The organism is Coprococcus sp. TF11-13, from assembly GCF_003481085.1.
GTDB lineage: Bacteria > Bacillota > Clostridia > Lachnospirales > Lachnospiraceae > Coprococcus > Coprococcus aceti.
The window spans coordinates 64,183-75,990 of record NZ_QUKK01000001.1 but is presented as its reverse complement, the minus strand read 5'-3'; the positions used below and the strand labels follow the sequence as shown (position 1 = coordinate 75,990).

General features: G+C 43.5%; 12 protein-coding genes. All 12 read right to left on the bottom strand.

The features are described 5' to 3' along the window. Positions 1 to 99 precede the first annotated feature (99 nt). Entirely contained in the window at positions 100 to 375 is a 276-nt protein-coding gene (locus DXD11_RS00360) for a DUF2442 domain-containing protein (protein ID WP_022216586.1), read from the bottom strand. A 35-nt stretch (positions 376 to 410) separates the two neighbouring features. After that, the gene (locus tag DXD11_RS00355) at positions 411 to 671 is read right to left on the bottom strand and encodes a DUF4160 domain-containing protein (protein ID WP_118757543.1); all 261 of its coding nucleotides are present in this window, start codon (positions 669 to 671) and stop codon (positions 411 to 413) included. 108 nt (positions 672 to 779) lie between these two features. Continuing rightward, positions 780 to 1,271, bottom strand: coding sequence for a hypothetical protein (locus DXD11_RS00350; protein ID WP_117548577.1), 492 nt, complete (start codon positions 1,269 to 1,271; stop codon positions 780 to 782). Positions 1,272 to 1,605: 334 nt separating this feature from the next. After that, entirely contained in the window at positions 1,606 to 3,060 is a 1,455-nt protein-coding gene (gene purB / locus DXD11_RS00345) for an adenylosuccinate lyase (protein WP_015533264.1), read from the bottom strand. A 135-nt stretch (positions 3,061 to 3,195) separates the two neighbouring features. After that, on the bottom strand, positions 3,196 to 4,668 hold the full coding sequence (purF, locus tag DXD11_RS00340; protein WP_118757542.1) for an amidophosphoribosyltransferase: 1,473 nt from the start codon (positions 4,666 to 4,668) through the stop codon (positions 3,196 to 3,198). Between the two features lie 583 nt (positions 4,669 to 5,251). Beyond that, positions 5,252 to 6,607 (bottom strand): phosphoglucosamine mutase, encoded by a 1,356-nt coding sequence (gene glmM, locus DXD11_RS00335; protein ID WP_055223692.1) that lies wholly within the window; start codon positions 6,605 to 6,607, stop codon positions 5,252 to 5,254. Positions 6,608 to 6,626: 19 nt separating this feature from the next. Further along, the gene (locus DXD11_RS00330; RefSeq protein ID WP_022216588.1) at positions 6,627 to 7,541 is read right to left on the bottom strand and encodes a diacylglycerol/lipid kinase family protein; all 915 of its coding nucleotides are present in this window, start codon (positions 7,539 to 7,541) and stop codon (positions 6,627 to 6,629) included. Positions 7,542 to 7,580: 39 nt separating this feature from the next. Beyond that, positions 7,581 to 8,258, bottom strand: a complete 678-nt coding sequence (gene queC / locus DXD11_RS00325) for a 7-cyano-7-deazaguanine synthase QueC (RefSeq protein ID WP_055143853.1) — start codon at positions 8,256 to 8,258, stop codon at positions 7,581 to 7,583. A 99-nt stretch (positions 8,259 to 8,357) separates the two neighbouring features. Further along, positions 8,358 to 8,951: a GTP cyclohydrolase I FolE gene (gene folE / locus DXD11_RS00320; RefSeq protein ID WP_118649310.1), complete on the bottom strand. Its 594-nt coding sequence runs from the start codon at positions 8,949 to 8,951 to the stop codon at positions 8,358 to 8,360. A 1-nt stretch (position 8,952) separates the two neighbouring features. Next, positions 8,953 to 9,657 carry a putative 7-carboxy-7-deazaguanine synthase QueE gene (queE, locus tag DXD11_RS00315; RefSeq protein ID WP_199688716.1) on the bottom strand — a complete coding sequence of 235 codons (705 nt, stop codon included), beginning with the start codon at positions 9,655 to 9,657 and terminating at the stop codon, positions 8,953 to 8,955. A 62-nt stretch (positions 9,658 to 9,719) separates the two neighbouring features. Further along, a complete protein-coding gene (queD, locus tag DXD11_RS00310; protein WP_187115846.1) occupies positions 9,720 to 10,139 on the bottom strand; it encodes a 6-carboxytetrahydropterin synthase QueD in 420 nt (139 codons plus the stop codon). Positions 10,140 to 10,279: 140 nt separating this feature from the next. Continuing rightward, positions 10,280 to 11,767, bottom strand: coding sequence for a threonine synthase (thrC, locus tag DXD11_RS00305; RefSeq protein ID WP_022216593.1), 1,488 nt, complete (start codon positions 11,765 to 11,767; stop codon positions 10,280 to 10,282). Positions 11,768 to 11,808 lie beyond the last annotated feature (41 nt).

Here is an 11,808-nt window from a genome sequence, read left to right as displayed (position 1 = left end):
CATATACAAACTCTGTATTGTTGTCTGCACAAAAAAACTGGCGCACAGACGTTTCGTCCATACACCAGCTATTTATAGTTTACTGTATACCGATTTATGTTACGCTATTTTCTCTTTAACATTTTCCAATTCATATAACGTATCCGGATCTATATCCAGACATTTCGATGTATCCCTCGTTCCTGTCACATCCCATGCCAAAGTTCCATTCAAAATTGTACATGAATTCAAAAAGAAATCTTTGTCTCTAAGTGGTTCAAACACTTTCTTATCCAGTAGTGGTTTTGCGTCATAACATACAATTTTGCCATCCTCAAAATACACATATACTGTATAATCATCAAATGGAACCACTTGCACTATATCATATATCATGCCAATTCCCCCCTCTCTGTATAGTATATAAATTTTTAAATCAATGGATTTATTCTATTTAATGGCAAACCATCCTTCGATAATTCCCAATTCTGCATTAACTCATCTTGATGAATGACACACCATGCAAGTATGAGCTTTAACTGCCTTGAAGGCAATGCACCTTTTATAACCCGTGCTTCATTTATATCTATTATAGCTTTATTTCCGTTATATTCTGCCTGAAAATGTGGCGGATTATGATCATCATAATACATAGTTATTCTGATTCCATAAAACAGTGATATTTCTGGCATACTATCAACCTCCAATTATTATTGATAATATTATACTATATCATTCCAAGGCTGTTCAATAACTATCATGACTATATCAAAAGATAACCTAAGTAGATTTAGTCTTTTCTAAAACAGCATACACACCCCGGCGACCACAGCGCAGATAGGAATATATATAATAAAGTGCATAACATGCATCTTCATATTGTATCCGAACATATGAGGTCCCACAACTCCCTTGACCTCCGGATAATAACGCGGGAAGAAGTTTGAATGACAGAGCAGCACCCAGTCAAAGAAACCTATATCATAGATCTCCATCACATACATTATCACTATGAATCGCGCGAAGAACTTCCAGTAGCCGAAATCATGCCGTACGCCATCCCACACGCTAAGCACGATAGCTCCTATAAACAGCAGAAGTGCAACTACTTCTATACACCATCCAACCGCATGAGCTCCGCGAAATCTCTCTTTTCTGTCAGGAATCACCGCCAGATTCTCCTTCGGTGCTGTGCTCATAAATCTCTTATCCTGTACAAATGCGACCATTCCGTACAGAAGAAGGAAATAGGCCACCATAACAATTACCGCCGCAACTATTGTCACCAACATCTCTTTAGCCCCCTTAACACTCTTTTGTATTAATTTTTAGGTTAGTTTTCGCTAACCATACTAACACATCTATTTCCAAATGTAAACCTTAGAATGTACCTATTCGTACCTTAGCAAATGCAAATCTAATGAAATTACGACAAGAATTTTTATGCGTAGAATTGAGCTGTCTGTCAGTCCATGTAATCCGCATTCCGCCGCAAAATGACACCCATTCAATATATAAAAAGCGCCGGCACATAAGCTTGTTGATATGTCCATGACAGAACAGACATATCAACACTGCAAATGCGCCAGCGTCTTATTTACTCTATATACATTTTAATTCAGATCTTTATACATTGATCTCCGCAGTAACACCGAGGATATCCTTGTTCTCATCGAGGATAGGCTGAATGACCTCTGCAAGGAACTCTCTTGTCTGCTCAGGAGCACGACCTACGAAGTTCTTTGGCTCAAGGATAGATACGATCTCCTCCTTTGTCATACCAAAGTCAGGGTCTGCTGCGATACGGTCAACGAGGTCATTCTCTCTTCCGTACTTCTTGACCTGCTCGCCTGCAAGCATTGAGTACTCTCTGATCTTCTCATGAAGCTCCTGACGGTTGCCGCCACGCTTAACAGCATCCATCATGATATTCTCTGTTGCCATGAATGGAATCTCCTTCATGAAGCACTGGTAGATAACCTTGTCATATACCACAAGACCATCTACAACATTCAGGTACAGATCAAGGATTCCGTCAACTGCAAGGAATGCCTCTGGAACTGAGATACGCTTATTTGCTGAGTCATCCAGTGTTCTCTCAAACCACTGTGTTGCGGCTGTGATAGCAGGATTGAGCGCGTCACACATTACATAATTGGCAAGTGATGCGATTCTCTCACTTCTCATTGGATTTCTCTTGTATGCCATAGCTGATGAACCGATCTGGTTCTTCTCAAATGGCTCCTCTATCTGCTTTAAGTGCTGGAGAAGTCTGATATCATTTGAGAACTTGTGTGCACTCTGTGCGATGCCTGAGAGCACATTAAGAACTCTTGAGTCGACCTTTCTTGAATATGTCTGGCCTGATACAGGATAGCACTCAGCAAATCCCATCTTCTCAGCGATCTTGCCATCTATCTTTCTCACTGTCTCGTGATCTCCTCCGAAGAGCTCAAGAAAACTTGCCTGTGTTCCGGTTGTTCCCTTTGATCCGAGAAGCTTCTGCTGGCTGATCATGTACTCTATATCAGAGAGGTCAAGGAGCAGCTCCTGCATCCAGAGTGTTGCACGCTTGCCGACTGTCGTTGGCTGTGCAGGCTGGAAATGTGTAAATGCAAGAGTTGGGAGATCCTTGTACTGATCTGCGAACTTTGCCAGCTCATTTATAACATTGATGAGTTTCTTTCTGACAAGCTTTAATGCCTCTGTCATAACGATAACATCTGTGTTATCGCCTACATAGCAGCTTGTTGCTCCAAGGTGGATTATTCCAGCTGCCTTAGGGCACTGAACACCGTATGCATATACGTGGCTCATTACGTCATGACGAACCAGCTTTTCTCTCTCTCTGGCAACATCATAGTTGATGTCATCAGCGTGAGCCTTGAGTTCCTCGATCTGCTCATCTGTGATTCTTGGATTGCCGTTCTCGTCCTTGAGGCCAAGCTCCTTCTCTGTCTCAGCAAGAGCTATCCACAGCTTTCTCCATGTCTTAAACTTCATATCAGGTGAGAAAATATACTGCATTTCCTTACTAGCGTATCTTTCACACAGTGGGCTTTCGTACTTGTCCTTACTCATGTCTTTACCTCTTTCTTCCTGTAGTCTCCCGCATCTGCCAGCTGACAAATGCTTTTATATCTTATCACACAACTATTATACATGGGTTTCAGATTATTTCCATGCTTTTTTTGCATAAACCAGAAATTCGGAATCCTAATTTATGTGTGACTCCGATCCTCTCTTGAAGTCTTCGTGGTCGCCTCTGATGTCCTCTGTAGGCGGTTTCATAGGATATTGGCCGCTGAAGCATCCATGGCAGTACTGTCTTCCGCCTGAGAGCTCCGGAAGTCTCTCCATCTTCAGGTACGCCAGAGAGTCGGCACCTATGATCTTGCATATATCATCTACAGACCTGTTGTATGCTATGAGCTGATCTCTGTCCGGAATGTCAGTTCCAAAGTAGCATGGATACAGGAATGGAGGTGAACTGATCCTTACATGGACCTCAGTCGCTCCTGCCTCCCTGAGCATACCAACTATTCTGTCACTCGTAGTTCCACGAACTATAGAGTCATCTATCATTATGACACGCTTGCCATTTACAGCCTCCTTAAGGACGTTCAGCTTAACACGCACGCTAGACTCTCTCTGGCTCTGCTGTGGCTTTATGAATGTTCTTCCCACATATCCATTCTTGACAAATGCCGTTCCATATGGAATACCCGATTCAAGTGAATAGCCCATGGCCGCTGCATTTCCCGATTCAGGAACGCCAACTACCACATCAGCATCAACCGGGCTGTCCTTTGCAAGGCATCTTCCGGCTGTGATACGCGAATCGTACACAGACATTCCATCTATGACTGAATCAAGTCTCGCAAAGTATATATACTCAAATATACATCTTGCATGCTGCTCCTGGCACATGTTCTTATACGACTGGATTCCGTACTCAGGTGATATGGTTACAACCTCTCCAGGCTCCACATCCCTGACAAATTCAGCCCCTATGGTATCGAGAGCGCAGCTCTCAGATGCCAGTATGTATGCATTATCACGCTTTCCTATACAAAGCGGTCTGAAGCCAAATGGGTCTCTGGCTCCGATAAGCTTTCTAGGGCTCATGATAACAAGTGAATATGATCCCCTTACTTTCTTGAGAGCTCTAGTGACAGCCTCCTCAACGGAACCACACTTAACTCTCTCCCTGGCTATATGGTAAGCTATTACCTCAGAATCAATTGTAGTCTGGAATATAGCGCCTGTGAGTTCCAGCTCACGTCTAAGCTCAGGAGCATTTACCAGATTGCCGTTGTGTGCAAGTCCCAGAGTTCCCTTTACATAATTGAGAACCAGTGGCTGTGCATTCTCTATAGTGCTGGCACCGGCTGTTGAATATCTCACATGACCCACACCGATATTTCCCTTTAGCTTGCTCAGTGAATCAGGTGTGTACACCTCATTCACAAGGCCCATGCCCTTTAAGGAGCTGACCTTGCCCTTAGGACCGGCAGTGTCTGACACCGCTATACCGCAGCTCTCCTGCCCACGGTGCTGCAATGCAAACAGACCATAATAGATCGTGTTCGCCACATCATTTCCATCGAAATCATAGATACCGAAGACTCCGCACTCCTCGTGCATCTCGTCCTCGTCATAATAATGGGATCTTAAACATTCGTTCATAAATATATGCCTCTCATGTTATATTATTGTAACTGTCACGGCCACATAATTCTCATCGTATGTCTGGTGACAGTCATATCTTTCGCCACATAAAACTTTATCTGTTTTGCCACAACATGTCAACAGATAAATTCTATCATTTTTAGGATTATACCCCACTTTTTTCATGTATTTTCGCCAACAGCAGTATATTTCGCAAGTATTTGTCTGTTTAAACTTGAGAAAATCCACATATCTTATATCATCAATTAACACATCAACGCATGTTTTTGCCCTATAGAGCAAAATGTTTGTTAAATTCAATCCCCCACCAACACGTTTTGCACTGTAACTCCGTTTGCACTATAGCTCCGTTTTGCTACTATAATTCAGAGATTCCTACTTCAAACATAAATAATATAGAATATATAATTTTATCATTTATCTTTTTCAAGATTTATTGCATTTAACAATACAAAATTTTCACTTAAAGCACAAAAAAAGCCAAAAAGATACAATTTTTTGAATGTTTGTATCTTTCTGACTCTTATTTGTCTATAAGAGAGAATATTTTATCTTTTTCAGAAATTTTCTCACAAAAGCGCTACTCCACAGCGTATCCCTTTGCCTTTATGAGATCCACCATCTTATATACATACTTCTCACACAGCTCATCTGTGGCTGCCTCGACCATAACTCTGATGACAGGCTCTGTACCGCTCTGTCTGAGAAGAAGTCTTCCGTCGTCTCCAAGCTCTGCTGCTATCTCATCGTTCAGTTTCAGCACATCAGCATCGTTCATGACTGCATCCTTGCTTGAAACCTTGACATTCACAAGAAGCTGTGGATATATCGTCAGGCTGTGGAACAGCTCTGAGAGCTTGACCTTACGTCCAAGTATAGTCTCCATGATCATCAGTGAGGTGAGGACACCGTCACCGGTTGTTGCATACTTGGAGAAGATGATATGTCCTGACTGCTCGCCGCCGATGGAATGTCCGTGCTCCATCATATTTTCAAACACGTACTTGTCACCGACTGCCGTCTTCTCATAGTTGATGCCCTTCTTGTCAAGTGCTTTGTAAAGTCCAAGGTTGGACATGATAGTTGTGACGATGGTATTGTTGTTCAGCTCGCCCTTATCCTTCAGATAACGACCGCAGACATAGAGTATCTTGTCTCCATCCACGATTTCGCCCTTGTCGTCCACTGCAAGACACCTGTCCGCATCACCGTCAAATGCAAATCCCACATCAAGTCCCTTCTCCTTGACAAATGCCTGAAGCTTTTCAATGTGTGTTGAACCACAGTCCGTGTTGATGTTTGTTCCATTTGGTTCATTGTTGATGACATATGTCTTTGCTCCGAGAGCGTCATACACCGACTTTGCAACCAGATATGACGCACCATTTGCACAGTCAAGACCAATTCTCATTCCCTTGAAAGGTCTGGTAGGGATCGTGAGCAGATAACCTATATATCTGTTTCTTCCCATTGTGTAGTCGGTGGTCTTACCGATGCTGTCCTTCTTTGCAAATGGTATCTCGCCAAGCTCACCATCTATATACTGCTCGATCTCATTCTCGATGGCAGCCTCAAGCTTGTAGCCCTGACCATTGATGACTTTTATACCATTGTCATAGTATGGGTTATGACTGGCTGAGATCATGATACCGCAGTCAAAATCACCTGTGCGGACTATATAAGACACACTAGGTGTAGGTGTTACATGCATCAGGTATACATCAGCTCCGCTGGCTGTAAGTCCCGCAACCAGGGAATACTCGAACATGTAGCTTGAAAGTCTCGTATCCTTTCCGATGACGACATGAGCCTTTCCATCCTCATGCTGCTTGCCATAGTAGTAGCCAAGGTATCTTCCAACCTTATAGGCATGCTCCACTGTAAGGTCTACATTTGCCTCGCCTCTGAATCCATCTGTTCCAAAATATTTACCCATTGTAAAATCCTCGATTCTATTATTCTATAACCTCATCCTGTTCACTTTCCTGAACAACCAGAAGATCTATCGCTCTCCTGTGGATGTGTATCTTGGTCTCCTTATATTCTCCGCCGAACTCACCATCACATGTCCATGCAACCGGATCCTCTGCATCAAACTTGACCCTGTGAGCCCTGAATGAAACCATGCTTCTCTCATTCACATCACCTGTAAGAAGTGCCCTGACCACTCTCTCCAGGTCAGCCGGTGTCTTCATTGTCCTTATCAATACTCCCTCAAAAAGTCCGTCATCGAACTCAACTCCTTTTCGGGTTATACTCTTAAACCCTCCAACGGATACCGAGTTGGACACCATACCGAATATAAACTCGCCTTCCTGCTCGTCCCCGTCTATTGTAACCTTCATCTTGTAAGATGGTACATTTGCCAGGCTTTTTATCCCCTGCAATACATATGCCGCATGTCCAAATATATTCTTCATATTCTGCGGCGTTGCATATGATGTATCTGAGAACATTCCAAAAGCTGCGACATAAACAAAGTTCTTGTCGTTCAGACTTCCTATATCTATGGAGAACGGCTCTGCCTTCACTATCATCTCAGCCGCCTCAACCGTCTCTCTCGGTATGTCCATGCTCCTTGCAAAGTCATTGGTGGAGCCACACGGAATATATCCAAGTGGAACCCTTATCCCGCTCTTCATATATCCTGTAACTGTGTTGCCCAGGGTTCCATCGCCCCCCGCACATACGATCACATCGTAGTTTGCGCCTTCCTCCTGAACAATTCTCTCTGCGTCATCTGCCGATTTCGTAAGATATGTCCTGACCGCGTAATCGTTATTGCAGAACACTTCCAGCACATCCACCAAAGAATTCTTCAGAGTAGTCCTACCCGCTTTGGGATTCATGATGAACAGCATATTCTTCATACTTTCAATAACACAACCTTTCCCTTTGATACTGCTTATTTACTTGTGATCCTCCTTGTACTTCATGTACAGATCATACCCCTTCTTGCGGAGCTTGCATGATGGACAATGTCCGCAGCCCTCGCCCTTGATGCCATTGTAACATGTGAGTGTCATATCTCTGATAACATCCAGTCCGCCCAGCTCATCAGCCATCTTCCATGTCTCCATCTTATCGATCCACATCAATGGTGTTATTATATCAAACTCGTAGTCCATTGCAAGGTTAAGTGTTGTATTTAACGATTTGATAAATATATCCCTGCAGTCCGGGTATCCTGAGAAGTCGCTCTGGGACACTCCTGTTATTATATCAGATATTCCCCTCTGTTTGGCAAATATTGCTACAAATGTAAGAAATACCATGTTTCTTCCATCGACAAATGAATTCGGCGTGCCCTCCTCAGGTGCATTTTCGTCAACCTTCATATCTGTTCTTGTCAGTGAATTTGGCGCAAGCTGGTTAAGCAGGCTCATATCAAGTATGTGATGCTCCACTCCGAATTTGTCCGCGATCTCCTTAGCACACTCAAGCTCTAACGCATGTCTCTGTCCATAGTCAAATGATACGGCGTACACTTTCTTATACTTCTTGAGTGCCCACAACAGACACGTTGTGCTGTCCTGTCCGCCGCTGAATACTACAACTGCCTCATCCTTATTCTTTAAATTCTGCATGATCTCATCCTCCATATATAATCAAATATGATATTCCGAACCGCATTATAACGCTCACGGATAAACAAATTCACCATTATCAATTCAGTGTACCGATAACTATCTTCCCGCATTGTACATCATCAGCATCTTGTTCTGCAGAGCTGTGTCGCTCTCAAATCTTCCCCTGAGAGTGGTCGTCATGGTCTTGCTTCCCGGTTTCTTGATGCCCCTTGCCGTCATGCAGCTGTGATGTGCCTCTATCATGACCGCCACGTCCTCAGTTCCAGCAGCCTTGGATATGACGTAGGCTATGTCCGAGCCTATCCTCTCCTGGAGCTGAAGTCTCTTCGCCACCATATCCGCAATCCTCGCTATCTTAGAAAGTCCGAGCACTCTTCCATTTGGAATGTATGCGACTGACACCTTCATGTCGTACATAAGCGCCATGTGATGCTCACAGTAGCTGAACACCTCTATATCCTTGACAAACACCATGTCACCGACCTGCCTTGCCACTCCATCCTCAGCAAATGTCTTGCCGAACATCTCGGCCAGCTCGTCATTGGTGTAGTTCATTCCCTCAAATACTTCCTCGTACATACGCGCAACCCTGTCAGGAGTCTCTACAAGTCCCTCCCTGTCAGGATCATCTCCAAGGGCAATCAATATTCCTCTTACGTGTTCCTTTATAGCCTCTTTATCTATCGCCATCTTATACACCTCTTTCTTCCGGATCCCAAATGAACTTGTGAAGCTGTAACTGAAGCTTCACATCATTCATATCGTTCTCGATCATAAAATCCACTATATCCGCAGGATCTATGCTGCCATACACAGGGCTGATGAATACTCTCGTCTTCTCATCCAGCGCATACTCCCTAACTATCTCAAAACATTTTTCCAGATCCTCCTGTGAACCGACCACAAATTTCACCGAATCATTCTTGTCTATATAGTTATAATTTGCAAGGCACATGTCATTCTTCATGCCGCTGGATGGACATTTGTAATCCAGCGTGTACGATACATTTCCCCCAAGAGCCTTGAACTCTGCGATATCCACACTTCCATTTGTCTCAATCTCGACCCTTACATCATCCTCCAGCTCAAATGCAAGGAGCAACTTATCTATGTCCTTCTGTATCAGCGGTTCCCCACCTGTCAGGGTTACATTCTTCACCTTTGTTCTTCTGACATAATCGATGATCTCATCCTCGGTGAGTTCCTCATAAGGAACGCCTGCCTCATTTGCCCACTTGGTATCACAGTAACCGCAATCAAGATTGCATCCCGCAAATCTTATGAACACGGCAAGTTCTCCGGCTCTTGCAGCCTCACCGTTGATACTTATAAATCTCTCTACTACTCTGTATGTGCTCACGACTGTATTTCCTTTCTCCCGGTGTATATTCTCCATTCTCTCACATCTTCCAGATTTTTAGACCTGCCAGCTTCTCACCGGAATCCTATCATATATATTTACTCACAATAAGAAGCCACGTTGTTCGGTGTCTCATACACACTTGCCTCTATGACCTTGTAGCCCCGGCCTGCCATCTCATCATATATATACTTTGCAAAGTTCTCAGCAGTAGGTCTGAAATCAACCTTCACGATCCTCAGATTTTCCGCCAGCAGCGCATCCTCCGTCGCCGGCTTCAAGCTTCCCGTTTCCATGATAAGGCTGTGGTCAAAGTGATCCGCAATCTCCTTCAGATCCTTCTTCAGATTGGAGAAATCAACCACCATTCCTCTGTTCTGTGTATCGCTCTCAAGAGTCTCTGCACCGACCTCGATCTCCACAGTCCATCTGTGTCCGTGGATATTGCTGCATTTACCGTCATAATCTTTCAAAAAATGGGCGCTGTCAAAACTTGCCTTTGTCTTTAACTTATACATAACTCCTCCTATAAGCATCCAACTGTTCACCACAAAAAAAGACCAGAATAGGACATTCTGATCTTCTTATGTCCTAGTTTTGTTTAGTGACAGGATGGTACTAATGAACTGTCAATCTATTTTATTGTGTTTAATATACATTAGATATTAAGGAATCCCTTAACCTCTGCAAGCATATCCTCCTTGTCACATACTGTGTCGTGGAGAACCTTTGCTGATCTGATATCCTCTATAGCCTGAGGTACCTTTACACCTGAGAGCTTCTCAAGCTCGTCGACAAGCTCAAAGTCTGTCTTGGAATCATACTCAGCGTCTATAGCGTTCATAACGCTTCTTGTGAACTTGTATGGGCTTGCTGTTGACGCGATGACTGTAGGTGTCTTATCTCCTGTCTCTGCCACATACTTTTCATATACTGTAGCCGCAACTGCTGTATGTGTATCGATGATATAATCATCTGACTCATATACCTTTTTGATGGTAGCTGCTGTCTCTGCCTCTGTTGCATATCCACCATAGAACTCAGCAAGCTTTGCCTTCATATCGTCTGTGATGGTGTACACTCCATCTGTTGTGAGTTCTTTCATAAGCTCTGAGTTCTTCTCAGCATCATTGCCAGCAATCTTGTATATCAATCTCTCAAGGTTGCTTGAAATGAGGATATCCATCGATGGTGATGTTGTGAGTATGAACTCTCTGTTTCTATCGTATGTTCCTGTCTGGAAGAAATCAAACAGAACCTTGTTGTCATTTGATGCACAGATGAACTTTGCGATTGGAAGTCCCATCTCCTTTGCGTAGTATGCAGCAAGGATATTACCAAAGTTACCTGTTGGAACATCCACGTTGATCTTATCACCGGCCTTGATGGTTCCGTCTGCAACAAGTCTTGTGTAGGCGTATACATAGTATACCATCTGAGGGACAAGACGTCCGATGTTGATGGAGTTTGCTGATGAGAACTGATAGCCCTTCTCATCCATGTACTTTGCAAGCTCAGCATCTGAGAACATCTTCTTCACACCTGTCTGGGCATCATCAAAGTTACCTGTGATACCAACAACAAATGTATTGTCACCCTTCTGTGTAACCATCTGCTTCTCCTGGATTGGGCTTACACCGTGCTTTGGATAGAACACGATGATCTTTGTTCCAGGAACATCTGCAAATCCTGCAAGGGCAGCCTTACCTGTATCACCTGATGTTGCTGTGAGGATGACGATCTCATTCTTTACGCCATTCTTCTTTGCTGATGTTGTGAGAAGATATGGAAGGATTGAAAGTGCCATATCCTTGAATGCTATTGTTGATCCATGGAAAAGCTCAAGATAATATGCTCCTGCCTTATTCACAAGTGGTGCTATAACCGGTGTATCAAACTTTGAATCATATGCTGAATCTATACAATGCTTAAGCTCAGCCTCTGTGAAGTCTGTGAACATAAGCTTCATAACCTCGTATGCAACCTGCTGATAGTTCATCTTTGCAAGATCTTCCAGAGACACATCAAGTGCTGGTATAGAATCTGGTACAAAGAGTCCCCCCTCATTAGCAAGTCCCTTAAGTATAGCCTGTGATGCTGTTGCTGTCTCATTTGCATTTCTTGTGCTTCTGTAGATAAGTTCCATTTGCCAATCTCCTTAATAAATATATTTAAACATTTCGTTAT

What these genes read in the sequence shown, in the direction of transcription:
- DXD11_RS00360 (WP_022216586.1), bottom strand. Translation starts at nt 375, where the DNA reads ATGATATATGATATAGTGCAAGTGGTTCCATTTGATGATTATACAGTA.
- DXD11_RS00355 (WP_118757543.1), bottom strand. Translation starts at nt 671, where the DNA reads ATGCCAGAAATATCACTGTTTTATGGAATCAGAATAACTATGTATTAT.
- DXD11_RS00350 (WP_117548577.1), bottom strand. Translation starts at nt 1,271, where the DNA reads ATGTTGGTGACAATAGTTGCGGCGGTAATTGTTATGGTGGCCTATTTC.
- purB (WP_015533264.1), bottom strand. Translation starts at nt 3,060, where the DNA reads ATGAGTAAGGACAAGTACGAAAGCCCACTGTGTGAAAGATACGCTAGT.
- purF (WP_118757542.1), bottom strand. Translation starts at nt 4,668, where the DNA reads ATGAACGAATGTTTAAGATCCCATTATTATGACGAGGACGAGATGCAC.
- glmM (WP_055223692.1), bottom strand. Translation starts at nt 6,607, where the DNA reads ATGGGTAAATATTTTGGAACAGATGGATTCAGAGGCGAGGCAAATGTA.
- DXD11_RS00330 (WP_022216588.1), bottom strand. Translation starts at nt 7,541, where the DNA reads ATGAAGAATATGCTGTTCATCATGAATCCCAAAGCGGGTAGGACTACT.
- queC (WP_055143853.1), bottom strand. Translation starts at nt 8,258, where the DNA reads ATGCAGAATTTAAAGAATAAGGATGAGGCAGTTGTAGTATTCAGCGGC.
- folE (WP_118649310.1), bottom strand. Translation starts at nt 8,951, where the DNA reads ATGGCGATAGATAAAGAGGCTATAAAGGAACACGTAAGAGGAATATTG.
- queE (WP_199688716.1), bottom strand. Translation starts at nt 9,657, where the DNA reads ATGGAGAATATACACCGGGAGAAAGGAAATACAGTCGTGAGCACATAC.
- queD (WP_187115846.1), bottom strand. Translation starts at nt 10,139, where the DNA reads ATGTATAAGTTAAAGACAAAGGCAAGTTTTGACAGCGCCCATTTTTTG.
- thrC (WP_022216593.1), bottom strand. Translation starts at nt 11,767, where the DNA reads ATGGAACTTATCTACAGAAGCACAAGAAATGCAAATGAGACAGCAACA.